Here is a 23,642-nt window from a genome sequence, read left to right on the forward strand (position 1 = left end):
TTTACTTGTTGCCGTTGCCGTCTTCGACCAGGCTGCGAGCTTCAGCCACGTGCGTGCGATACGCTTCGAAGATGTTCGCCAGCGCGTCCTTCATCACGGTGGTCGGCTTCCAGCCGAGGTCTTCCATGGTGTTGGCGATCTTCGGCACGCGGTTTTGCACGTCCTGGTAGCCGTTGCCGTAGTAGGCGCCGGAGGTCGTTTCCACGAGTTGGACCTGCTTGGCGGTGTCCTTGTACTCGTCGATCTGGGCGGCTTGCTCCAGCATCATGTTGGCCAGCTCGCGCACCGAGTAGTTGTTCGATGGGTTGCCAATGTTATAGATCTTGCCCGAGGCCACGCCATCCTTGTTGGCGATGATGCGCACCAGCGCGTCGATGCCGTCGTCGATATACGTGAAGGCGCGCTTCTGGCTGCCGCCGTCAACGAGCTTGATGTTCTCGCCGCGCACGATATGGCCGAGGAACTGCGTCACAACGCGCGACGAACCTTCCTTCGGGGTGTAGATCGAGTCGAGGCCCGGCCCGATCCAGTTGAACGGACGGAACAGCGTGAAGTTCAGGCCTTCCATGCCGTAGCCCCAGATCACGCGATCCATCAACTGCTTGGAGCAGGCATAGATCCAGCGCGGCTTGTTGATCGGGCCGTAGATCAGCGGCGAGGCTTCCGGATCGAATTCCGAATCGCTGCACATGCCGTAGACCTCGGAAGTCGACGGGAAGACCAGGTGCTTGCCGTACTTGGCGGCCGAGCGAACGATCGGCAGGTTGGCTTCAAAGTCCAGCTCGAACACGCGCAGCGGGTCTTTTACGTAGGTCGACGGCGTGGCGATGGCCACCAGCGGCAGGATCACGTCGCACTTCTTCACGTGATACTCGACCCACTCCTTGTTGATGGTGATGTCACCCTCGAAGAAATGCATGCGCGAGTGGTTGACCAGGTCGCCCAGACGCTCGGTGTGCATGTCCATGCCGTAGACCTCCCAGTCGGTGGTCTCCAGGATGCGCTTGGACAGGTGGTGGCCGATGAAGCCGTTGACGCCGAGGATCAGTACTTTTTTCATGAAGGCAAACTCAAGATCAGGGTAGGGCGAGCTGGCTGGCGAGCTGCTGCGCGGTCACGACAGACGTTCCGCCGGCAGCTTGGGGCTCGACGCGCCAGAGCTCGTGAATGGCGATGGCTCCCCCATCGCCGCACACGCCGAACATCGCATTATCCACGACGTGCAGGCCCAGCTGCAAATTCGTAAAGGTTTGATGCGCCAGACGGGCCCGCGCGACAACGTAGCGCTCGCCGCCGGCGTCGGTAAAGGCACCGGGATAGGGCGGTGCCACGGCACGGATCAGGTTATAGACCTGCTGGGCAGGTTTGGACCAGTCGATGCGCCCGTCTTCGGGCTTGCGCCCGCCGAAATAGCTGCCATTGGCGAGCACGTTCGGGTGCTGCGGTATTTGCCCGGCAATCATCGCGGGAAGCGCGCGCCACAGCGTTTGCTCCGCCGCCACGGTGGCTTTTTCGAACACTTCGTGGGAGGTGTCGTCCGGCAGGATCGGCACGATGGTTTGGTCGACGATGTAACCGGCGTCCGGCTTTTCGACCATTTCGTGCAGCGTGGCGCCGGTTTCGGTCTCGCCGTGCAGCACCGCCCAGTTGATGGGCACTCGGCCGCGGTACTTCGGCAGTAGCGAACCGTGCATGTTGAACGCGCCGAATTTGGCGAGGCTCAGCAGCCGCATCGGGATCATGTGGCGGTAATAGAACGAAAAAATGAAGTCCGGCGCGATGGCCGCGATGCGTGCGTACAGGTCTTCGCCGCTTGCGTTGTCGGGGGTGATGTAAGGGATACCCAATTCCTGTGCTGTGGCGCGCACGCTGCCGAACCAGATGTTCTCTGCTGCGTTGTCCTCATGTGTGACAACGAGTTCGACCTGAATGCCGCGCGCGGCCAGCACACGCAGGCACCGTACACCGACGTTGTGATACGCGAAAACGACGGCGCGCCGTTTGGTGTCAGGACTCATGCAACACCTCGTTGCGCGCCCGTCTTCAGATCGGCGGCGCCGGCTTCATGCAGTGGCGACGTTTCTTCCAGCACCCCTTGCACCAGATAGCGGGGGCGCTCGCGCACCTGCTGATAGATGCGGCCGATGTATTCGCCCAGCAGGCCAATGCCGAACAGCAGCACGCCCATCAGGAAGAACGTGATGGCGAACAGCGTGAACACGCCCTGGACTTCCGCGCCCAGGATGAAGCGACGCACCACCAGCAGGATGAAAAGCACGGCGGAGGCAAACGACAACAGCATCCCGATCGCCGAGAACCATTGCAGCGGTACCACCGAAAAGCCCGTCACGAGGTCGAAATTCAGGCGCACGAGCTTGTACAGCGAGTACTTCGACTCGCCGGCGAAACGCTCTTCGTGGTCGACTTCGATTTCGGTGGGATTCTTGCTGAAGGTGTACGCGAGCGCCGGGATGAAGGTGTTGACTTCGCGGCAGCGGTTGATGGTGTCGACGATGGTCCGGCTGTAGGCGCGCAGCATGCAGCCCTGGTCGGTCATCTTGATGTGCGTGATGCGCTCGCGCAGCGAATTCATCGCCCGCGATGCGGTGCGACGGAACCAGCTGTCCTGGCGCACGCGCCGGATGGTGCCGACGTAGTCATAGCCTTCGTCGAGCTTTTCGACCAGGCGGCCGATTTCTTCCGGCGGGTTCTGAAGGTCGGCATCGAGCGTGACGACGCGTTCGCCGCGCGCGTGTTCGAAGCCGGCCAGGATCGCCATGTGCTGGCCGTAATTGCCGTTGAACAGGACGACGCGCGTGCTGTCCGGACGCGCGCGGAACTGTTCGGCCAGCATGGCGGCGGAGCGGTCGCGGCTGCCGTCGTTGACGAACACGACCTCATACGAGATGCCGAGCGCGTCGAGTGCGGGATACAGACGCGCAAACAGCGCGGCGAGCCCGTCTTCTTCGTTGTAAACAGGAATGACGACCGAGAGAGCGGGTGTCTTCATTATTGGATTATTGGTACTGGGCGCAAAGTTGGCGGACCGCGCTGACCACGCGATCCACATCGGAATCTTCCATGCCGGCAAACATCGGCAGCGTAACGATGGCACGGCCAATGCGCTCGGCCACCGGGAACATGCCCGGCTTCCAGCCGAGTTCACGATAGAGCTTGAACAGGTGGATCGGCGGATAGTGCACGCCCGCGCCGATGCCCAGCGCCTTCAGGCCAGCCATGAACCCGGCGCGATCGACCTTCAGTCGGTCCAGCGGCAGCACGATCTGGAACATGTGCCAGTTCGTATTCGTGAAGTTCTCCACCGGCAACTCGACGCCGAACGACTCGATGTCTGCGGCGCGCATGCCGTCAAAGTAGCGGCGGGCCAGCGCTGCGCGGCGCGCAGTCACGGCTTCCAGCTGTGCGAACTGCCCCAGGCCGATCACCGCATTCACGTCGGTCAGGTTGAACTTGCCGCCCACCAGATCGACTTCCATGCCGTCAAAGCCGGTGCGCACGACGCCTTGCAGGCGATATTTTTCGGCCAGCACGGCTTCTTCAGGCGTGTTCAGGACGAGTGCGCCGCCTTCGATGGTGGTGATGTTTTTGTTGGCCTGGAAGCTGAAGCTGACGAGATCGCCGATCTCGCCGATGCGCTTGTCGCCCCAGCGCGATCCGATGGCCTGTGCGGCGTCTTCCACCACGCGCAGCTTGTGGCGGCGGGCGATGTCATACAGGCGATCCATGTCGACGGGCAGCCCCGACAGATAGACCGGAATGATGGCCTTGGTGCGCGGCGTGATGGCGGCCTCGACCTTGTCCAGGTCGATGTTGCGCGTCACCGGGTCGATGTCGACGAAGACCGGCTTGGCGCCGACCGTCAGCACGACGTTGGACGTGGCGACCCACGAGATCGGCGTGGTAATGACCTCATCGCCGGGGCCAACGCCTGCGATGCGCAGCGCAACTTCCATCGTGGCCGTACCGTTGGCGAAGGTGCGGACGATGCGGCCGCCGAAGTACTCCGACAGCGCGGCTTCGAACGCGGCGACCTTCGGGCCCGAGGTGATCCAGCCTGAGCGCAGCACATCGGCCACGGCGGCGATGGTCGCCTCGTCAATGGTTGGGCGCACGAAAGGCAGGAACGGAAGTTCGGCAGTGGCGGTGGTTTGCGTCATGACTTGAATGAGGTTGGGTGCTGGGTGGGCAGATCGGCTCACGAGCGGGCCAGCACGAGTACGCCGACGAGAATGATCGCGATGCCGATCAGGCGCTGCACCGACAGCACTTCGCCAAACAGATACCACGCCAGGAAGGCGTTGACGACATAGCCCAGCGAGAGCATCGGATACGCGATGGTCACATCCACGCGCGACAAGCCGAGAATCCACACCACCACCGAGATGACGTAGCACGACAGGCCGCCAATAATGGGCCACTGCGTTGCAAGCTTGATGCCGATCGGCAGGATGTTGTCAGCCGAAAACGCAAAGCGGCCGATGTTGTTGACGCCCGCCTTGAGCAGCAGCTGGGCGCAGGCATTGAGCATGACGCCCGTCAGGATCAGCCCGAAAGTGACCAGATTCATGTGTTCTTTTGGTGTTTTGCAGACTGCGGCGGTTTCCCCGTATGAACGTTTTCAACCTCGCCGCCGGGGCGCATGTTACGACAATTCCGCTCGCGCGCCCCTTTCGAGAATCCGTGGCGGTAAAACCTAGTTGCGCCGGACGATGACGCGGCGGGCATCCCGGGCGATCACGATCATCGGTACGCCTTGGGCCGTGAGCCGATCATAGGTTCCCGGTCCCATCATCGCGATGGCCTGGCCGCCGGCCTTCCAGTGGGACACGAACGCGTCTGTGGTCGGCACCCACTTGGTCGGCTCCTGCTCCACGCCAAAAGCCAGTTCATCCGGTTCCTGCACCATGATGGTGGGCCTGCCCAAGTAAAACGGCATTGTATGGTCCAGACGCTCTACCGCATAGAACGGAACGTCGGGCTTGAGCCAGGCTCTGACGGCAGGCACGAGATCGATACCCGACATGGAGACCCCGAATGCTTCGTGGCCGAGCATCGCCGCCGTAAACGTCAGGAACCATGCGCATGCGAGCGCGGCCACGCTCTCAAAGCGTCGGTTCGCCAAGCGGAGTGCGAGCCACGTGAATCCTGCTCCCGCCACGAACGCTACGGCCAGGAAGATCGCAAATCGGGAAAACACGGCGTTCGGGTACATGCCGGACGACATTCTCGCCACGTAACCGCTGGCCGCAAGGCCGAGCAGTGCCAGCGCCAGGAGGCCCTTGAGCTGCCAACGCCACGCGCGCTCGCTGGTGCGTTCCAGCATCAGGGCGGCCAGCATCGCCAGCGCCGGGACGATCGGGAAGATATATCCCGGCAGCTTCGAGTCCGAAATGCTGAAAAACGCGAAGATCAGGATGGCCCACAGGCCGAGCATGAGCGTGGGGCGAAAGCCATTGGTGGCGGTTTCACCGCGGGCGAAGGCCAGACGAGCGGCGCCGGGCAACTGGGCGAGCCACGGCAGGAAGCCGGCCACCAGAAGTGGCACGAAATACCAAAGCGGCGCATTTCGATTGTGCACGGTCGACGTAAAGCGCTGGAAATGCTCGTGTACAAAAAAGAACCACGCGAACTCCGGGTTGCGCATCGAGATCAGCACGAACCACGGTGCCCCTACGGTAAAGAAGATGATCAGTCCGGTCACGAGATGCAGGCGCTTCCAGAGCGCCCAGTCGCGCGCGATCAACGTGTAGACCACCAGCACAAAGCCGGGCAGCACCACGCCGATCAGGCCCTTGCTCAGGACTGCGAGCGCCATCGATGCCCAGCACGCCCACATCCAGCCGCGTTGTTGCGCGCGTGTGGCACCCGGATGCTGCGCGAGCAGCAGCGAGCCCAACGCCATCGTCATGCAACCGGCCACGCCCATGTCCAGCGAATTAAAGTGCGACCCTACATTCCACAGAGGCGCGCTCACCAGCACCAGGCCGCTGATGACGGCTGTCCGCTTGCCCCACCAGCGCGCCGCCGCCAGCATCGTGAAAACAATGCCGACGATGCCGGAAAGCGCGGTGAACAGCCGCGCCTGCCAGTCGCCGATGCCGAACAGCGTGTAGGCAAGTGCAGTGCCCCACATCTGCAGTGGCGGCTTCTCGAAATACTTCAGGGCGTTGTAGCGGATGGTCACCCAGTCGCCGGAGACGAACATCTCGCGCGCAATTTCGGCGTAGCGGCCTTCGTCGGTGGGAATCAGGTGCCGATAGCCCAGCGTACCGAGCCAGATGGCGAGCAACGCAGCAGCCAGCAGCCACACGGAGGCATTGCGCCAGGGTAGGGTGGGCGCTTGAGCAGAGCGGTCGATCGGCATGCGGTCAGGCACGCTCGATCAGCAGGGCGGCGGCCACCTTGCGGCCTTCCAGCATCAGGATGTTGTACGTGCGGCCGGCGGCCTGCAGGTCCATCGCGTCTACGCCGATGCGCTTCTCGGTAAGCGGCACCGTCAGGCGCGGGTGCGGGAAACGCAGCTTGTTGCCCGTTCCGAAGATCACCACTTCGGCGCCCAGCTCGAGCAGGCGGGCGAAATGTTCGGGCGTCAGGTCTTCAAAACGCGCAAGGTCCCACGGCACCACCGCGCCTTCGGGCATCACCAGCACGGAGTGCTCGTAACGCACCTTGTTGATTTCGATATAGCCGTCGCCATAGCCGGTAACGGTATTGAGAATGGTGGACGAATCGGAGGAATGGAGCTTCAAGGCGGGAATCCCATCGGGCGCGACCACTGCGGCGCATGCGGCGGCACGCTGCCAACGGCGCTAGGTTTTCAGACGTTTGAGCAGGCTTCGCTGCGTTGCAAAAATGCCCGCCTAAGTCTGTCATAATGGGCTAAATTATATCTTTTTCTCTCCTTCGCCCGCCGCGCCATAAGCGATGCCCGGCAAGGAACAAGCGCAGCGGAGCCTGCCGCTGCGTGTGGCGTTACCGTCGCCGCTGTGCTGTGCCACAGAATGCCCGTAGTTCAAGCCCGTTCAACGTCGCCCATCGCCGCCTTGCCCGTGAAAACGATCCAGAAATCCGCCAAGCTCAATAACGTCTGCTATGACATTCGCGGCCCCGTGCTCGAAAAGGCCAAGCAGATGGAAGAAGACGGCCACAAGATCATCAAGCTGAATATCGGCAACCTCGCCCCATTCGGTTTCGATGCCCCGGAAGAGATCCAGCTGGACATGATCCGTAACCTGCCGAATTCGGCCGGCTATTCGGATTCCAAAGGCATCTTCGCGGCGCGCAAGGCGGTGATGCACTACACGCAGGAACAGGGCATCAAGAACGTCACGCTGGACGACATCTATCTGGGCAACGGCGCGTCCGAGCTGATTTCGCTGGCCACCAACGCGCTCCTTGACGCCGGCGACGAGTTGCTGCTGCCGGCTCCCGACTATCCGCTGTGGACCGCCGTGACCAGCCTGTCGGGCGGCACGCCGGTGCACTACACCTGCGACGAAGCCAACGGCTGGATGCCGGATCTGGACGATATTCGCGCCAAGATCACGCCCAATACCAAGGGCATCGTCGTCATCAACCCGAACAACCCGACCGGCGCGCTGTATTCGGACGAACTGCTGCTCGGCATCGTTGCCATTGCGCGCGAGCACGGCCTGGTGATCTTCGCCGATGAGGTGTACGACAAGGTTCTGTTCGACGACAACAAGCACACCGCGATCGGCTCGCTGTCGGAGGACGTGTTGACGGTGACGTTCAACAGCCTGTCGAAGAGCTACCGCTCGTGCGGTTATCGCGCGGGCTGGATGGTCGTGTCCGGCGACAAGCGCCCGGCCAAGGATTACATCGAAGGCCTGAACATGCTGTCGTCGATGCGCCTGTGCGCCAACGTGCCGGGCCAATGGGCGATCCAGACTGCGCTGGGCGGTTACCAGAGCATCAAAGACCTGGTGGCGCCGGGCGGCCGCATGCGCCGTCAGCGCGACCTTGCGCACGAACTGATCACGGCGATCCCCGGCGTGACCTGCGTGAAGCCCAAGGCTGCGCTGTACATGTTCCCGCGTCTGGACCCGGCCGTGTACCCGATCGAAGACGATCAGACCTTCATCCGCCAGCTGCTGGAAGAAGAGCGCGTGCTGCTGGTGCAGGGCACGGGCTTCAACTGGCACTCGCCAGACCACTTCCGCATCGTCTTCCTGCCGCACGAAGACGACCTTCGTGAAGCGATCGGCCGAATTGCGCGCTTCCTGGAGCGGTACCGTCAGCGTCACGGTACTGGCATCCGGGCCGCATAGGATCGGTCTTCCGCCAGACCAGTCACTGCGGGGCAGACCGAGGCGTCTGCCCTGTGTGTTTTCTGCTTCTCCGCTTTTTCGTTTTTCTACGACACGTCTCATGAATCCCATCAAGATCGGCCTGCTCGGGCTCGGTACCGTCGGTGGCGGTACCCTCAAGGTTCTGCAACGGAACCAGGAAGAAATCCGCCGTCGCGCGGGTCGCGGCATTGAAGTCGCCATGATTGCCGTGCGCAATCTCGACAAGGCTCGTGCCATCGTGCAGGAAGCCGGTGCGACCGTGCCGGTGGTGAACGACCCGTTTGCGATTGTGGATTCGCCCGAGATCGATATCGTGGTGGAACTGATCGGCGGCTATGACCTGACGCGCGAGCTGGTGCTGCGTGCCATCGCCAACGGCAAGCACGTTGTCACCGCCAACAAGGCGCTGCTGGCCGTGCATGGCAACGAGATCTTCAAGGCCGCGCAGGACAAGGGCGTGATGGTGGCATTCGAAGCCGCCGTGGCCGGTGGCATCCCCATCATCAAGGCGCTGCGCGAAGGGCTGACGGCCAACCGCATCGAGTGGATCGCGGGCATCATCAACGGCACCACGAACTTCATCCTGTCCGAGATGCGTGACAAGGGCCTGGATTTCGACACCGTGTTGAAGGAAGCCCAGCGCCTGGGCTACGCCGAGGCCGATCCGACCTTCGACATCGAGGGCTTTGACGCCGCGCACAAGCTCACACTCATGAGCGCCATCGCGTTTGGCGTGCCGGTGCAGTTCGACCGCGCATACGTGGAAGGCATCACCAAACTGGAAGCCGTCGACATCCGCTATGCGGAAGAACTGGGATACCGCATCAAGCTGCTGGGCATCACGCGCCGCGCCGAGGCGGGCATCGAGCTGCGCGTGCATCCGACACTGGTGCCGGCCAAGCGCCTGATCGCCAATGTCGAAGGCGCGATGAACGCCGTGGTCGTCAACGGCGATGCTGTGGGCCCGACGCTGTACTACGGCAAGGGCGCCGGCGCCGAGCCGACCGCTTCGGCTGTCGTCGCCGATCTGGTGGACGTGACGCGCCTGCACACGGCCGACCCGGAACATCGCGTGCCGCATCTGGCGTTCCAGCCGGATGCGCTGTCCGATACTCCCGTGCTGCCGATCGACGAAGTGCGTTCGAGCTACTACCTGCGCATGCGCGTGGCCGACGAGACCGGCGTGCTGGCCGACATCACGCGCATCCTGGCCGAAGGCGGCATCTCGATCGACGCGATGCTGCAGAAGGAATCCCGCGAAGGCGAGCCGCAGACCGACATCATCATGCTGTCGCATGTGACGGTGGAAAAACGCGTGAACGCCGCCATCGCCGCCATCGAAGCGTTGCCGACCGTGCTGTCGAAGGTCACGCGCATCCGCATGGAAGAACTGAACTAAGTGCAGGACACGAGCATGCAATACCGATCGACCCGCGGCCACGCAGAGCCGCAAAGTTTTTCCCGCATCTTGTTGGGCGGCCTCGCGCCGGACGGCGGCCTGTACCTGCCGGAGCAATACCCGCAGGTCAGCGTTGACGAACTGACCCGCTGGCGCGACCTGCCGTACGCCGACCTCGCGTTTGAAATCCTGCGCAAGTTCGCCACCGACATTCCCGAGGACGACCTGCGTGCGCTGACCCGCCGCACCTATACACCCGACGTCTACTGCAACGCGCGCGCTGGCGACAATACCGCCGACATCACGCCGCTGCACAAGCTGGGCGAAGAGGGCGGCACGTCGCTCTCGCTGCTGTGTCTTTCGAATGGCCCGACGCTGGCCTTCAAGGACATGGCGATGCAGCTGCTGGGCAACCTGTTCGAATACGCGCTCGACCGTGAACACGCCGAGTTGAACATCCTGGGTGCGACTTCCGGTGACACGGGCAGCGCAGCCGAATACGCGATGCGCGGCAAGCGCGGCGTGCGCGTGTTCATGCTGAGCCCGCACCGCAAGATGAGCGCGTTCCAGACTGCGCAGATGTTCAGCCTGCAAGACAAGAACATCTTCAACATCGCCATCGAAGGCGTGTTCGACGACGCGCAGGATATCGTCAAGGCGGTGTCGAACGATCTAGACTACAAGGCGCGCCAGAAGATCGGCACGGTCAATTCAATCAATTGGGCGCGCGTTGTTGCCCAGGTCGTCTACTACTTCAAGGGCTACCTGCTGGCGGCCCCGAAGATCGGCGACAAGGTGTCGTTCTGCGTGCCGTCGGGCAACTTCGGCAATGTCTGCGCCGGCCACATCGCGCGCATGATGGGTTTGCCAATCGACAAGCTGGTCGTGGCCACCAACGAGAACGACGTGCTCGACGAGTTCTTCCGTACCGGCACGTACCGCGTGCGTTCGGCCGCCCAGACGTATCACACGTCCAGCCCCAGCATGGACATCAGCAAGGCGTCGAACTTCGAGCGCTTCGTGTTCGACCTGCTGGATCGTGATCCGGCGCGCCTCGCCCAGCTCTTCCGCGACGTGGACGAAAAGGGCGGCTTCTCGATGACCGGCAAGCCGGAGTTCGACCGCATCGCCGAGTTCGGCTTTGTCTCGGGCCGCAGCTCGCACGACGACCGCGTCGATACGATCCGCGATGTGTTTGCCACCTACGGCACGATGATCGACACCCACACCGCCGATGGCGTGAAGGTGGCGCGCGAGAACCTGACGCCGGGCGTGCCGATGGTGGTGCTGGAAACGGCGTTGCCGGCCAAGTTCGGCGACACCATTCGCGAAGCGCTGGATCGGGAGCCGGAGCGGCCGGCTGGTTACGCCGATATCGAGTCGCTGCCGCAGCGCTTTGAAGTCATGCCGGCCGACGTTGACCGCATCAAGGGCTACATCGCCCAGCACACCGGTCTCTGAAGCGATGGAAGCAGCAGTGCCGGATGACGTGGCCGGAGCATCGTTTGCGCGCTGCCTGCACGATATCCGCGCCTGCCGCGTGTGCAAGGGCGCATTGGCGCACGAGCCTCGCCCGGTGGTCGTGGCGGACCGCCGCGCCCGTGTCCTGATCATCGGACAGGCGCCCGGCCGCATCGTCCACGAAACCGGTATCCCCTGGAACGACCGTTCTGGGGACCGCCTGCGCCAGTGGCTGCAGATCTCATACGACGATTTCTATGCCGACAGGCGCATCGCCGTGGTGCCGATGGGTTTTTGCTTCCCGGGCACCAGTGCGAATGGCGACTTGCCCCCCCGCCCGGAATGCGCACCCAGATGGCACCGGCCGCTGCTGACGGCGATGCCCGAGGTGAGGCTCGCGCTGCTGGTGGGCACGTATGCCCAGCGCAACTACCTGGACGTGCCGCGCGACTGGACCTTGACCGACGTCGTGCGCAACGGGCCTGCGCATGACGCTGACGGCCGCGTGTTGTTTCCGCTGCCGCATCCGAGCCCGCGCAATCTGGCCTGGTTCAAACACAACCCGTGGTTTGACGCGCACATCGTGCCCGCGCTGCGGGCCGCGCTGGCCGACGCATTCGCTTGATACGCCTGGGCTGATGCATGGCATCGGCCTGGAACCGATACAATCGAAATCTCCCGTTCGATTCCGCTTTCCCATTCCAGCATGTCCGCCAACGATGCTCCCGCCGTCAAACCGTCCTTGCTGACGCTCGATGCGGCGCTGTCGCAACTGCTTGCCGCAGTGCGCGCCTTGCACGAGACCGAAACCGTGTCGACGTTGCACGCCAACGGGCGCGTTCTCGCGCAGGCCGTGCGCAGCAGCTTGAACGTGCCGCCGGCCGACAACACGCAAATGGACGGATACGCTGTACGCGCCGCCGACATCACCGCGCCGGGCACGCGCCTGAAGGTGGCGCAGCGCATTCCCGCTGGTCATGTCGGCCAGCCGCTGAATGCGGGCGAGGCGGCGCGCATCTTTACCGGCGCGCTGATTCCGCCTGGCGCCGATGCGGTCGTCATGCAGGAGCAATGCAAGGCTGACCCGGACTCGGGCACCGTCGTCATCGACCACGTACCTGAATCGGGCGAGTGGATCCGCCGCGCCGGCGAGGACATTGCCGACGGCGCCGAGATCCTGCCGCGCGGCACGCGTCTTGGCCCGCAGCAACTTGGCCTGGCGGCTTCGGTCGGCTGCGCCAACCTGCACGTCGTGCGCCGCCCGCGCGTGGCCGTGTTCTTTACCGGCGACGAACTTGCCAAGCCCGGCGAGCCGCTCAAGCCCGGCGCCATCTACAACTCCAACCGCTTCACGCTGCGCGCGCTGCTGGAAAACCTCGGTTGCGACATCACCGATTTCGGCATCGTGCCCGACACGCTGCAAGCCACGCGCGACACGCTGCGCGAAGCGGCTGAGGCGCACGACCTCATCATCACGTCCGGTGGCGTGTCGGTGGGGGAGGAAGACCACATCAAGCCGGCGGTGGAAGCCGAAGGGCGCCTGAATCTCTGGCAGATCGCCATCAAGCCGGGCAAGCCGCTGGCCTTTGGCGAAGTGCGCCGGCCCGAAGGCATGGTGGGTGGTCCGACCGCGTTTTTCATTGGCCTGCCGGGCAACCCGGTGTCGAGCTTCGTCACCTTCCTGCTGTTCGTGCGGCCGTTCATCCTGCGCCTGCAGGGCGTGCAAGACGTGGCCCCCAAGCGCATCCCGATGCGCGCCGATTTTGCATTGCCCAAGGGCGATCGCCGCAACGAGTTTCTGCGCGCGCGCATCAACGCGGGCGGCGGGCTGGAGCTGTTCCCCAATCAAAGCTCGGGCGTGCTGACCTCCACCGTGTGGGGCGATGGCCTGATCGACAACCCGCCAAACCAGCCGATTGCGCCGGGCGATGTTGTCAGCTTCCTGCCGTTTGCAGGCCTGGTGTAAGGAGCGATGGCCATGCAGATCGAGCTTCGTTTCTTTGCCAGCGTGCGTGAACAACTCGGAACCTCGCAGGAGCAGGTTGTGGTGCCGGAGGCCGTGCGCACCGTGGGCGATGTGCGTCGCTGGCTGGCGCAGCGCGGTCCGGTCTGGGGCGAAACCCTGGCCGAAGGTCGTGCGCTGCGCATGGCGGTGGACCACCAGATCGTGCCGGCCGATACCGCCGTGCACGACGGCTGCGAAGTGGCCTTCTTCCCGCCCGTGACTGGCGGCTGAGCGGGGGAGACCGACCATGTCCGTCCGCGTTCAGGAAGCCGACTTCGACCTCGGCGCCGAGATTGCAGCGCTCCGCGCCGGCCGTCCGAACATTGGCGCGGTGGCCAGCTTCATCGGCACCGTGCGCGACATCAACGACGGCACCGGTGTGTCCGAGATGGAGCTGGAGCACTATCCCGGCATGACCGAAAAGGCGCTCGCCGGCATCGTGAGCGCGGCCATGCAGCGCTGGGAGCTGATCGACGCACTCGTCATCCACCGCGTTGGCAAGCTCAAGCCGCAAGATCAGATCGTGCTGGTGGCGGTGGCGTCCAAGCACCGCGGCGAGTCCTTTGCCGCGTGCGAATTCATCATGGATTACCTCAAGAGCGAGGCGCCGTTCTGGAAGAAGGAACAGACGCCCCAGGGCGCGCGCTGGGTCGATGCACGCGTTACGGACGACAAGGCGCTTGCCCGCTGGGGCATTGCTTCCAACAACGCCGCGACAAGCACGGCCGATCAGCCCGGCGTATCGGCGCAACCCAACGACTACGAATAACAAGGACGCGACCGCATGAGCGGAATGGGCTTTCTGGCAGTTGGGGTGGGTGCTGCGCTGGGAGCCTGGTTGCGCTGGGCGCTCGCCGTCTTGTTGAACGCCATCAATCCGGCCTTGCCGTACGGCACGCTGGCAGCCAATCTTGTGGGTGGCTATCTGATCGGCATCGCGGTCGGATTTTTCGATACGCACGCGGGGCTGCCGCCGGAATGGCGTTTGCTGGTCATCACCGGTTTTCTGGGCGGGCTGACGACGTTCTCGACGTTTTCCAGCGAGGTGGTCGCCAACATCCTGGCCGGCGACCACCTGATGGGCGCGCTGCACATCGTGGCGCATCTGGGCGGCTCGCTGTTCCTCACCATGCTGGGACTCTGGACGGTGCGCACGTTCAGTTGATCGCAAGGGCGGTCGCGCCAATTGAGTTGCGAATGAGAAGTTGGGTTCACATACTGGTAGTGCCTGCGGTGGCTTAGGGACGTCCGGACGTCCACTAGGGACGTGCAGTATCGAAGGCCGCCGCGGGTTGCTTTGTGTTGTTCCAACCATAACGAGAAGGAGACGCAATGAAACCAACCCGAACGGCGCGCCTGCGACGGCACGTCTCACCAAGCAACCTGATCGCCGCCGGTGCCGTGCTGCTGGCCGGCTGCGGCGTGCTAAGCGCCTGCGGCGGCAGCAATGATGGCAACAACGTGCCGGGCAATACCAAGCCGGCCTTTGCCGGCAAGGTGTCCATCAACCGGTACGACGGCGTATCCGACGACCTGCTGACCGCTGGCCTGGGCGCAAGCGGCCTGGCTTCGGCCACCGCGCCGACCATCGCCAACCCCACGGCGCCCACCGCAGCCGAGCTGCGCCGCCTGGCGATCTACGCCAATTACCGTGCGCTGGTCGACACGGCGGCCAAGGGCGGCTACGGCACGCTCTATGGCCCGAACGTCGATGCCAGCGGCAACGTCACGCAGGGCTCCGGCATGATCCCCGGCACCGAATACGTGACTTACTCCGACGACGGCACAGGGCAGCAGAACGTCGTGCTGCTCGTGCAGATTCCGGACAGTTTCGACGTCAACAACCCCTGCATCATCACTGCCACCTCGTCGGGCTCGCGCGGCATTTATGGCGCGATTTCCACTGGCGAATGGGGCCTGAAGCGCAAGTGCGCCGTTGCTTATACCGACAAGGGCACCGGCGCCGGCCCGCACGACCTGGCTACGGACACCGTCGCCCTGCAGGACGGCACACGCACCACGCGCAGCGCCGCCGGGTCTAACGCGCACTTTGCCGCGCCGCTCACCAGCAGCCAGTTGGCTGCCTTCAACGCGGCCACGCCGAACCGGCTGGCGTTCAAGCATGCGCATTCGCAGCGCAACCCAGAGAAGGATTGGGGCCTGTTCACGCTACAGGCCGTGCAGTTCGCGTTCTGGGCGATCAACGACAAGATCGCTGGGACGAGCGGTGCGCTGGTCGGCAGCGCACTGCCGGTCCGTCCGGACAACACCATCGTCATTGCGTCGAGCATCTCCAACGGCGGCGGCGCGGCCATTGCGGCGGCCGAGCAGGACACCGGTGGGTGGATCGACGGGGTGGCCGTAGGCGAGCCCGGCCTGAACCTGCCGCCCAACACCGGCGTGCAGGTGGTGCGCGGCGGCACGACGCTGCCGACGACCGGCAAGCCGCTGTTCGACTACGTGAGCTACGCCAATGTGTTCCGGCTGTGCGCGGCATCGTCTGCGAGCGTTGCCACTGCGCCGGCACAGGCATTCTTTGGAAGCCTCACGACGTTCCCGGCAGGCGCGCAGGCCAACCGCTGCGCCGCGCTCAAGGCGGCCGGGTTGCTGACGTCCACCACGGCGGCTGCGCAGGCCGACGAAGCCCTGCAGAAGATGCGCACCTACGGCTGGGAGCCAGAGTCGGATCTCGTGCATGCCTCGATGTCGTTCTACGAGATCGACCCATCGGTGGCGACCACCTTTGGCAACGCACTCTCGCGCGCCAGCGTGACCGACAACCTGTGCGGATTGAGCTTCGCGGCAACCGACGCGTCGTTCCATCCGACGGCCGTGAGCGCCACGGCGCTCGCGCAGATGGCGGCGGTTGGCAACGGCATTCCGCCCACTTCCGGCGTGCAGCTCGTCAACAACAACGCCCAAGGTGGCCCGACGCGGAGCAACCAGTCGGTCGACTCCACCGGCACGCAAGCCGCCAACCTCGATGGCGCGCTGTGCCTGCGCAACCTGCTGACGGGCGCCGATGCGGCTTCGCAATCGCTGCAGGCCGGCATCCGGCAGACGCTGCGTACCGGCAACCTGCAGGGCAAGCCGGCGCTGATCGTGCAGGGCCGCAACGACGCGCTGCTGCCGGTCAACCATGGTTCGCGGCCGTATCTGGGGTTGAATGCCAAGGTGGAGGGTGGCTCGAGCAAGCTGTCGTACATCGAGGTGATGAACGCGCAGCATTTCGACGGCTTCATCGACCTGGTGCCCGGCTACGACACGTTGTTCGTGCCGCTGGTGCTGTATGAGCAGCGCGCGCTGGACGCCATGTACGCGAACCTGAAGAACGGCACGCCGCTGCCGCCTTCGCAGGTGGTGCGCACGACTCCGCGCGGTGGCACGCCCGGTGCTGCACCGGCCATCAACGCGGCCAACGTGCCGAACTTCACCAGCACACCGGCGGCGGGCGACCGCATCTCGGTGAGCGTGTCGGGCGGCGTGGCGACGGTATCGGTGCCCAACTGATGCGATAGCCAGGACGGCTTCGGCTCACTTGGGACGGCGGCGTAGCCAGTAGGCGCGCCGCCGTTTGTTTTGGCGCAAATCTGCATCAAAACCGGCGTTTCCACGCTTGAAATGCCACCGAAGCTCCCTATCTTTCGGAGCAGTGAAACATTTTCCGCAAGGGGTTTTTAATGCGTTTGGACAAATTGACCACCCGCTTCCAGGAAGCGCTGGCCGACGCGCAGAGCCTGGCGCTGGGCAACGACAATCCGTACATCGAACCGGTCCACCTGCTGCTGGCCATGCTGCGCCAGCCGGATGGGGCCACCAAGAACCTGCTGGCCCGTGCGGGCGTCAATACCGGCGCCCTGGACACGGCGCTGGACCGCGCCATCAAGCACCTGCCGCAGGTGCAGGGTGGCGAACAGGTGCAGGTGGGGCGAGACCTCGGCAGCCTGCTGCAGGCGACTGAGAAAGAGGGCATCAAGCGCGGCGATCAGTTCATCGCCAGCGAGCTGTTCCTGCTGGCCGTGGCCGACGACAAGGGCGAGGCTGGCCGCATTGCGCGCGAGCACGGCCTGTCGCGCAAGCCGCTCGAAGCCGCGATCGACGCTGTACGCGGCGGCCAGACCGTCGGCAGCGCCGAAGCCGAGAGCCAGCGTGAAGCGCTCAAGAAGTACACCATCGACCTCACCGAGATGGCCCGGATCGGCAAGCTCGACCCCGTCATTGGCCGCGATGATGAAATCCGTCGAGCCATCCAGATCCTGCAACGCCGCACCAAGAACAACCCGGTGCTGATCGGCGAGCCGGGCGTCGGCAAGACGGCCATCGTCGAAGGGCTGGCGCAGCGCATCGTCAACGAAGAGGTGCCTGAAAGCTTGAAGAACAAGCGTGTGCTGGTGCTCGACATGGCGGGTCTGCTGGCCGGTGCCAAGTATCGCGGCGAGTTTGAGGAGCGCCTGAAGGCGGTGCTCAACGACATCGCCAAGGAAGAAGGCCGGACCATTCTCTTCATCGACGAAATCCACACGATGGTGGGCGCGGGCAAGGCCGAAGGCGCGATGGATGCCGGCAACATGCTCAAGCCGGCGCTTGCGCGCGGGGAGCTGCATTGCATCGGCGCGACCACGCTGGATGAATACCGCAAGTACATCGAGAAGGACGCCGCGCTGGAGCGCCGCTTCCAGAAGGTGCTCGTGGGCGAGCCGACCGTGGAGGCAACCATCGCCATCCTGCGTGGCTTGCAGGAGAAGTACGAACTGCACCACGGTGTGGAGATTACCGACCCGGCGATCGTGGCCGCGGCTGAACTCAGCCACCGCTACATCACCGATCGCTTCCTGCCGGACAAGGCCATCGACCTGATCGACGAGGCTGCGGCGCGCATCAAGATGGAAATCGACTCGAAGCCCGAGGCGATGGACAAGCTCGACCGCCGCCTGATCCAGCTCAAGATCGAGCGCGAAGCCGTCAAGAAGGAAACCGACGAGGCATCGCAGAAGCGCCTGGAGCTGATCGAGCAGGAAATCGAGCGTCTGCAGAAGGAATACGCCGATCTGGATGAAATCTGGAAGGCCGAGAAGGGCGCCGCGCAAGGTGCGGCTGCGCTCAAGGAAGAGATCGACAAGATCAAGCTGGAGATCACCAAGCTGCAGCGCGAAGGCAAGCTCGAGAAAGTGGCCGAACTGCAATACGGCAAGCTGCCCGAGCTGGAAGGCAAGCTGAAGGCCGCCACCGCCGCCGAGTCGGCCGGCCAGAAGCAGCCGAACAAGCTGCTGCGCACGCAGGTGGGCGCGGAAGAGATTGCCGAAGTCGTCAGCCGCGCCACGGGCATCCCCGTGGCGAAGATGATGACCGGCGAGCGCGAGAAGCTGCTGAAGATGGAAGACCGCCTGCACGAACGCGTGGTCGGCCAGGACGAAGCCGTGCGTCTGGTGTCGGATGCCATCCGCCGCTCACGCGCCGGTATCGCGGACGAGAACAAGCCCTATGGCTCGTTCCTGTTCCTGGGCCCGACGGGCGTCGGCAAGACCGAGCTGTGCAAGGCGCTGGCCGGCTTCCTGTTCGATTCGGAAGAGCACCTCATCCGCATCGACATGAGCGAATTCATGGAGAAGCATTCCGTGAGCCGCCTGATCGGCGCGCCGCCGGGCTATGTCGGCTACGAGGAGGGCGGTTACCTGACCGAAGCCGTGCGCCGCAAGCCGTACAGCGTGGTGCTGCTCGATGAAGTAGAGAAGGCGCACCCGGACGTCTTCAACGTGCTGCTGCAAGTGCTGGACGATGGTCGCCTGACCGACGGCCAGGGCCGCACGGTCGACTTCAAGAACACGGTGATCGTGATGACGTCGAACCTCGGCTCGCAGCTCATCCAGCAGATGGCGACCGAACCGGCGGACGTGATCAAGGGTGCCGTGTGGCAGGAAGTGAAGACGCATTTCCGCCCGGAGTTCCTGAACCGGATCGACGAGGTGGTGGTGTTCCACGCACTGGACCAACGCAACATCGAATCGATCGCGCGGATCCAGCTCAAGCGTCTGTCTGCACGCCTGGCGCAGATGGACCTCGCGCTGGAGATCAGCGACGAGGCGGTGGCCAAGCTGGCCTCTGCCGGTTACGACCCGGTGTTTGGGGCACGGCCTTTGAAGCGGGCCATCCAGCAGCAGATCGAGAATCCGGTGGCACGGATGATCCTGGAGGGCAGGTTCGCGCCCAAGGATGTGGTGCCGGTGGATTATCGGGATGGGCAGTTTTCGTTTGAGAGGGTTGTGCACTGACGCTACGTTAGCGCTTCGAAAAACCGCTCTGGCTTCGCCAGAGCGGTTTTTTTTTGTTCTTTGTTTTTGGTGCATCCCTTGTTTCATCCCCTGCCGGGGCTGACTCACTTTCTTTGTCTTGCCAAAGAAAGTAAGCAAAGAAAGGCGCGCCCGAGATGGCGACCCCTTCCTTGAATTTGTGTAACCGGGCGGAGAACGGGAAAACTCGCTGCGCTCAAACAGTTCCCCGCCTTTTTTCCGCCCGCTTACGAAAATTGAAGGCGCCATCAAGGGCAGGAACGTCAAGGACCAAACCGGTGGTTTGCGTGTCCTGTCGGAGTTTCGTTTCTTGCGGTGTATTGCTTCGCTTTGTCCGCTATCTCAACGTGTTCTTACTGCTTTGCCTCGCGTCTTGCCGCTCATCCCACTACTGCGGTTGTGCTCCGATGGTGTGGCCGTACCTTGCCCTAGATGGCGCCTTGAATTTCTGTTGCAGAGAGGAAAACGGAAGGGAAACTGTCTGAGCGAAGCGAGTTTTTCCCTTCCCCTCTCTGCAACAGAAATTCAAGGGGTGGGTCGCCATCTCGGGCGCGCCTTTCTTTGCTTACTTTCTTTGGCAAGACAAAGAAAGTGAGTCAGCCCCGGCAGGGGATGAAACAAGAGATGCACCACCAACAAAAAAACCGCCCCGAACACGGAAATCCTGACAGCCCCTAACACTGCCCCCGTGACCCCAAAACCCAGGCCCCGCCCGAAACCCCTAAACCTCCACCCTCCAAGACCCGAACTCCACCCTCCAACACCCGAGCGCCACCCTCCAAGGCTCGAATTCCACCCTCCAAGGCTCGAATTCCACCCTCCAAGGCTCGAATTCCACCCTCCAAGGCTCGAATTCCACCCTCCAAGGCTCGAATTCCACCCTCCAAGGCTCGAATTCCACCCTCCAAAACTCGAACGCCACCCTCCAAGGCTCGAACGCCACCCTCCAAGGCTCGAACGCCACCCTCCAAGGCTCGAACGCCACCCTCCAAGGCTCGAACGCCACCCTCCAAGACTCGAACTCCACCCTCCAAGGCTCGAACGTCACCCTCCAAGACTCAAACTCCACCCTCCAAGGCTCGAACGTCACCCTCCAAGACTCAACCTCCACCCAAAACCCCCGAAGTCCCGCAGTCCAAAGCCCAAGCGCGGGTCTCCGACATCCAACACCGAGCGTTTGACCCTCAATCGCCGCGCCAGCCCCCCGCACAAAGCCCTTTGCCCCGCATCCGCGCAGCCCCAACCCCGCCTTTATGCAAAAAACGATGAACATTCCCTGAAACCATTCGTTCCCCGTACAAGACCCGCTCGGTAGTCTTGCTCCTATTCCAAATCCATCAGAGATCAGAAACGGAGCCTGCAAGATGATTCGCAAGTTTGTTTTCAACACGCTTGTACGTGCTACAGCGGCTGCCATCGTGGCGGGGGGAACCGTGGGTGCGCATGCGGCGACGACACTGTTGAATGTGTCGTACGACCCGACGCGCGAGTTGTACAAGGAAATCAACACCGAATTCGCCAAGAAGTGGAAGGCCGAAACGGGTGAGGACATCACCCTGCGCGCTTCGCATGGCGGTTCGGGCAAGCAGGCGCGCTCCGTGATCGACGGGCTGGATGCCGATGTGGTCACACTGGCGCTGGGCTACGACATCGACGCGATCGCCGAGAAGGGCTTGACCGGCAAGGACTGGCAGAAGCGCCTGCCGCACAACGCCTCGCCGTACACGTCGACCATCGTGTTCCTGGTGCGCAAGGGCAACCCGAAGGGCATCAAGGACTGGAATGACCTGATCAAGCCGGGCATCGCCGTCATCACGCCCAACCCGAAGACCTCCGGCGGGGCACGCTGGAATTACCTGGCCGCCTGGGCCTATGCGCTGAAGCAGCCGGGCGGTTCGGATGCCACCGCCAAGGACTTTGTGCAGAAGCTCTACAAGAACGTGCCGGTGCTCGATTCGGGCGCGCGCGGTGCGACCACCACCTTTACCGAGCGCGGTATCGGCGATGTGCTGATCGCGTGGGAAGACGAAGCGCTGCTGGCTGCGCGCGTGGAAGGCAAGGACAAGTTTGACGTGGTGGTGCCGTCGATTTCCATCCTGGCCGAGCCGCCGGTGGCGGTGGTGGACAAGGTGGCCGACAAGAAGGGCACGCGCAAGGCCGCGGAGGCGTATCTCAAGTTCCTGTACACGCCGCAAGGGCAGGAGATCGGTGCGAAGAACTTCTATCGCCCGACCGATCCGGCCGTGGCCAAGAAGCACGAGAGCGAATTCCCGAAGGTGAAGCTTGTGACCATCGACGACACGTTCGGCGGCTGGCAGAAGGCGCAGAAGACGCACTTTGCCGACGGTGGGCAGTTTGACCAGCTCTATCAACCGGGCAAGTAAGGCCCCAAGCGACGTAACGACATCGGGTGATCCGCATCATGCAAATCCTGACGATTTCCGGCAGCCCTTCGGCGCAATCGCGATCTGCGCGCCTGCTGGGCCACGTGCGTGCGCAGCTCGAGCGCGCCGGCGAGCAGGCGGACCACCTGGACCTGCGCAGCCTGCCAGCCGACGCGCTCCTGGGCGCGCAGGTGTCCGACCCCGCTATCGCCGATGCGGTGGCGCGGGTGGAAGCGGCGGGCGTGGTGATTCTTGCCACGCCGGTCTACAAGGCGGCCTACAGCGGGCTGCTCAAGACGTTTCTCGATCTGCTGCCGCAGAGCGGTCTGCGCGACAAGGTCGTGCTGCCGATTGCCACTGGCGGCAGCCTCGCCCACACGCTGGCAATCGACTACGCGCTGCGCCCCGTACTGACGGCGCTGGCGGCGCGCTCGATCCTGCCCGGCATCTTTGCTGTCGACTCGCAGATCGTTGTGACCGATGACGGCGTGACCGTCGACCCATCGCTGCAGCAGCGCCTGGATGACGGCGTGGAGCGCGTGCACCAGGCACTGGCGCTGGCACGGCACCCGGCCGTGGCGCAGGTCATCGTTTCAAGCCGCACCGCGGTGCGTGCCACGTTCCAGGCCGCCGACGAAGAACGAATGCGATGTCTGGCGTGATGCGCTGAACGCGCCGCCGTAGACACACGCTCGCTGGATTTTTCCGTTGTTGTCACGCCGCGCAGCCGCTGCGCGCGAATCGTGTCGCCCATACACCCTGCATCGATCGAACTTGCCATGAAAACCCACTCGCCCCTGCGCAGGACTCTGACCATTGCCGCCACGCTGCTTGCAACGCTTGGCGTGCCCGCCGCATTTGCCAACAGCGATGCCCCGCCTCCGACCGCTGCCAAGCAACTGCGCATCGGCTATCAGAAGTACGGCACGCTGACGGTGCTCAAGGCGCGCGGCACGTTGGAAAAGCGTCTGGCCGCCCAGGGCATCGAAGTGAAGTGGACCGAGTTTCCGGCCGGCCCGCAGCTGCTGGAAGGCCTGAACGTGGGCGCCATCGATTTCGGCACCACGGGTGAAGCACCGACGATCTTCGCGCTGGCTGCCGGGGCGCACCTCGTCTATGTCGGCAACCAGCCGCCCGCGCCGGCCGGCGAGGCGATCATCGTGCCGAAGACTTCGCCGCTCAAGAGCGTGGCCGATCTCAAGGGCAAGCGCGTTGCCTTCAACAAGGGCTCGAACGTGCATTACCTGCTGGTGAAGCTTCTGGAAAAGGCCAATGTGCCCTACAGCGATATCCAGCCCGTATACCTGACTCCCGCCGATGCGCGTGCCGCCTTCGAGCGCGGTGCCATCGACGCCTGGGTGATCTGGGATCCGTTCTTTGCCGCGGCCGAACAGCAACTGGGCGCGCGCGTGCTGGCCGACGGCACGGGCGTGGTCAACAACTCGCAGTACTTCCTGGCGTCGAAGGGCTATGCGGGCGCGCGGCCCGATGTGCTGAACATCGTGCTCGATGAACTGAAGAAGACCGACACCTGGGCAGCGGCCAACCCGAAGGAAGTCACGACCATTCTCGGCCCGCAGCTCGGCCTGGAACCCGCCGTGGTGGCGCGTTCGGTGTCGCGCATTTCGTATGGCATCCAGCCCGTGGGCGCCGAGGCGTTGGCCGACCAGCAGCGCATTGCCGATACGTTCCACGCGCTCAAGCTGATCCCGCGCCCCGTGAAGGTGGCCGACTCTGCGTGGCAGCCCACGACGCAACAGGCAGCGCGCTGAT

At 63.7% G+C, this 23,642-nt stretch carries 19 protein-coding genes and 2 pseudogenes; 14 read left to right on the forward strand and 7 right to left on the reverse strand.

The window, feature by feature from the left end:
• Position 1 precedes the first annotated feature (1 nt).
• From N5B55_RS06650 to N5B55_RS06680, 7 genes are all read right to left on the reverse strand, one after another.
• On the reverse strand, positions 2-1,060 hold the full coding sequence (locus N5B55_RS06650) for a bifunctional UDP-4-keto-pentose/UDP-xylose synthase (protein WP_304539550.1): 1,059 nt from the start codon (positions 1,058-1,060) through the stop codon (positions 2-4).
• Between the two features lie 16 nt (positions 1,061-1,076).
• A complete protein-coding gene (locus N5B55_RS06655; RefSeq protein WP_304539551.1) occupies positions 1,077-2,018 on the reverse strand; it encodes a formyltransferase in 942 nt (313 codons plus the stop codon).
• On the reverse strand, positions 2,015-3,010 hold the full coding sequence (locus tag N5B55_RS06660) for a glycosyltransferase (RefSeq protein ID WP_065857787.1): 996 nt from the start codon (positions 3,008-3,010) through the stop codon (positions 2,015-2,017). Before N5B55_RS06660 ends, N5B55_RS06655 begins: the two co-directional genes overlap by 4 nt.
• Before the next feature lie 7 nt (positions 3,011-3,017).
• Positions 3,018-4,178 carry a DegT/DnrJ/EryC1/StrS family aminotransferase gene (locus N5B55_RS06665; protein WP_304539552.1) on the reverse strand — a complete coding sequence of 387 codons (1,161 nt, stop codon included), beginning with the start codon at positions 4,176-4,178 and terminating at the stop codon, positions 3,018-3,020.
• Between the two features lie 38 nt (positions 4,179-4,216).
• Positions 4,217-4,588 (reverse strand): SMR family transporter, encoded by a 372-nt coding sequence (locus N5B55_RS06670; RefSeq protein WP_004626520.1) that lies wholly within the window; start codon positions 4,586-4,588, stop codon positions 4,217-4,219.
• A 126-nt stretch (positions 4,589-4,714) separates the two neighbouring features.
• Positions 4,715-6,385, reverse strand: coding sequence for a glycosyltransferase family 39 protein (locus tag N5B55_RS06675; RefSeq protein ID WP_304539770.1), 1,671 nt, complete (start codon positions 6,383-6,385; stop codon positions 4,715-4,717).
• Between the two features lie 4 nt (positions 6,386-6,389).
• Entirely contained in the window at positions 6,390-6,770 is a 381-nt protein-coding gene (locus N5B55_RS06680; protein WP_037028697.1) for an Mth938-like domain-containing protein, read from the reverse strand.
• Positions 6,771-6,873: 103 nt separating this feature from the next.
• Here N5B55_RS06680 and N5B55_RS06685 point away from each other — a divergent pair.
• From N5B55_RS06685 to N5B55_RS06750, 14 genes and pseudogenes are all read left to right on the forward strand, one after another.
• Positions 6,874-8,312 (forward strand): annotated as a pseudogene (locus N5B55_RS06685) (pyridoxal phosphate-dependent aminotransferase).
• Between the two features lie 100 nt (positions 8,313-8,412).
• A complete protein-coding gene (locus N5B55_RS06690; RefSeq protein ID WP_065857794.1) occupies positions 8,413-9,732 on the forward strand; it encodes a homoserine dehydrogenase in 1,320 nt (439 codons plus the stop codon).
• Between the two features lie 15 nt (positions 9,733-9,747).
• The gene (gene thrC / locus N5B55_RS06695; RefSeq protein ID WP_009238311.1) at positions 9,748-11,193 is read left to right on the forward strand and encodes a threonine synthase; all 1,446 of its coding nucleotides are present in this window, start codon (positions 9,748-9,750) and stop codon (positions 11,191-11,193) included.
• 4 nt (positions 11,194-11,197) lie between these two features.
• Entirely contained in the window at positions 11,198-11,818 is a 621-nt protein-coding gene (locus N5B55_RS06700; protein ID WP_304539553.1) for a uracil-DNA glycosylase family protein, read from the forward strand.
• An 81-nt stretch (positions 11,819-11,899) separates the two neighbouring features.
• Positions 11,900-13,159, forward strand: coding sequence for a molybdopterin molybdotransferase MoeA (locus N5B55_RS06705; protein WP_304539554.1), 1,260 nt, complete (start codon positions 11,900-11,902; stop codon positions 13,157-13,159).
• Between the two features lie 12 nt (positions 13,160-13,171).
• On the forward strand, positions 13,172-13,429 hold the full coding sequence (gene moaD, locus N5B55_RS06710; protein ID WP_009238308.1) for a molybdopterin converting factor subunit 1: 258 nt from the start codon (positions 13,172-13,174) through the stop codon (positions 13,427-13,429).
• A gap of 16 nt (positions 13,430-13,445) precedes the next feature.
• Positions 13,446-13,967, forward strand: coding sequence for a molybdenum cofactor biosynthesis protein MoaE (locus N5B55_RS06715; protein ID WP_065857800.1), 522 nt, complete (start codon positions 13,446-13,448; stop codon positions 13,965-13,967).
• A gap of 15 nt (positions 13,968-13,982) precedes the next feature.
• Positions 13,983-14,363, forward strand: coding sequence for a fluoride efflux transporter CrcB (gene crcB, locus N5B55_RS06720; RefSeq protein WP_009238306.1), 381 nt, complete (start codon positions 13,983-13,985; stop codon positions 14,361-14,363).
• A gap of 167 nt (positions 14,364-14,530) precedes the next feature.
• A complete protein-coding gene (locus tag N5B55_RS06725) occupies positions 14,531-16,708 on the forward strand; it encodes a 3-hydroxybutyrate oligomer hydrolase family protein (RefSeq protein WP_304539555.1) in 2,178 nt (725 codons plus the stop codon).
• 170 nt (positions 16,709-16,878) lie between these two features.
• Positions 16,879-19,467 (forward strand): ATP-dependent chaperone ClpB, encoded by a 2,589-nt coding sequence (clpB, locus tag N5B55_RS06730; protein WP_012761839.1) that lies wholly within the window; start codon positions 16,879-16,881, stop codon positions 19,465-19,467.
• Between the two features lie 851 nt (positions 19,468-20,318).
• Positions 20,319-20,666 (forward strand): annotated as a pseudogene (locus N5B55_RS25310) (hypothetical protein); the annotation flags it as partial.
• Positions 20,667-20,849: 183 nt separating this feature from the next.
• Positions 20,850-21,869 carry a sulfate ABC transporter substrate-binding protein gene (locus N5B55_RS06740; protein ID WP_009238302.1) on the forward strand — a complete coding sequence of 340 codons (1,020 nt, stop codon included), beginning with the start codon at positions 20,850-20,852 and terminating at the stop codon, positions 21,867-21,869.
• A gap of 38 nt (positions 21,870-21,907) precedes the next feature.
• Entirely contained in the window at positions 21,908-22,531 is a 624-nt protein-coding gene (gene ssuE / locus N5B55_RS06745; RefSeq protein ID WP_009238301.1) for an NADPH-dependent FMN reductase, read from the forward strand.
• 117 nt (positions 22,532-22,648) lie between these two features.
• A complete protein-coding gene (locus N5B55_RS06750; protein ID WP_304539557.1) occupies positions 22,649-23,641 on the forward strand; it encodes a sulfonate ABC transporter substrate-binding protein in 993 nt (330 codons plus the stop codon).
• The last annotated feature ends 1 nt before the right edge of the window (position 23,642 follow it).

The sequence above is a fragment of the Ralstonia pickettii genome (genome assembly GCF_030582395.1).
Taxonomy (GTDB): domain Bacteria; phylum Pseudomonadota; class Gammaproteobacteria; order Burkholderiales; family Burkholderiaceae; genus Ralstonia; species Ralstonia pickettii_D.

Bases quoted from the DNA above. Each gene is read 5' to 3' on its own strand.
- N5B55_RS06650 (WP_304539550.1), bottom strand. From the start codon at position 1,060: ATGAAAAAAGTACTGATCCTCGGCGTCAACGGCTTCATCGGCCACCAC.
- N5B55_RS06655 (WP_304539551.1), bottom strand. From the start codon at position 2,018: ATGAGTCCTGACACCAAACGGCGCGCCGTCGTTTTCGCGTATCACAAC.
- N5B55_RS06660 (WP_065857787.1), bottom strand. From the start codon at position 3,010: ATGAAGACACCCGCTCTCTCGGTCGTCATTCCTGTTTACAACGAAGAA.
- N5B55_RS06665 (WP_304539552.1), bottom strand. From the start codon at position 4,178: ATGACGCAAACCACCGCCACTGCCGAACTTCCGTTCCTGCCTTTCGTG.
- N5B55_RS06670 (WP_004626520.1), bottom strand. From the start codon at position 4,588: ATGAATCTGGTCACTTTCGGGCTGATCCTGACGGGCGTCATGCTCAAT.
- N5B55_RS06675 (WP_304539770.1), bottom strand. From the start codon at position 6,385: ATGCCGATCGACCGCTCTGCTCAAGCGCCCACCCTACCCTGGCGCAAT.
- N5B55_RS06690 (WP_065857794.1), top strand. From the start codon at position 8,413: ATGAATCCCATCAAGATCGGCCTGCTCGGGCTCGGTACCGTCGGTGGC.
- thrC (WP_009238311.1), top strand. From the start codon at position 9,748: ATGCAATACCGATCGACCCGCGGCCACGCAGAGCCGCAAAGTTTTTCC.
- N5B55_RS06700 (WP_304539553.1), top strand. From the start codon at position 11,198: ATGGAAGCAGCAGTGCCGGATGACGTGGCCGGAGCATCGTTTGCGCGC.
- N5B55_RS06705 (WP_304539554.1), top strand. From the start codon at position 11,900: ATGTCCGCCAACGATGCTCCCGCCGTCAAACCGTCCTTGCTGACGCTC.
- moaD (WP_009238308.1), top strand. From the start codon at position 13,172: ATGCAGATCGAGCTTCGTTTCTTTGCCAGCGTGCGTGAACAACTCGGA.
- N5B55_RS06715 (WP_065857800.1), top strand. From the start codon at position 13,446: ATGTCCGTCCGCGTTCAGGAAGCCGACTTCGACCTCGGCGCCGAGATT.
- crcB (WP_009238306.1), top strand. From the start codon at position 13,983: ATGAGCGGAATGGGCTTTCTGGCAGTTGGGGTGGGTGCTGCGCTGGGA.
- N5B55_RS06725 (WP_304539555.1), top strand. From the start codon at position 14,531: ATGAAACCAACCCGAACGGCGCGCCTGCGACGGCACGTCTCACCAAGC.
- clpB (WP_012761839.1), top strand. From the start codon at position 16,879: ATGCGTTTGGACAAATTGACCACCCGCTTCCAGGAAGCGCTGGCCGAC.
- N5B55_RS06740 (WP_009238302.1), top strand. From the start codon at position 20,850: ATGATTCGCAAGTTTGTTTTCAACACGCTTGTACGTGCTACAGCGGCT.
- ssuE (WP_009238301.1), top strand. From the start codon at position 21,908: ATGCAAATCCTGACGATTTCCGGCAGCCCTTCGGCGCAATCGCGATCT.
- N5B55_RS06750 (WP_304539557.1), top strand. From the start codon at position 22,649: ATGAAAACCCACTCGCCCCTGCGCAGGACTCTGACCATTGCCGCCACG.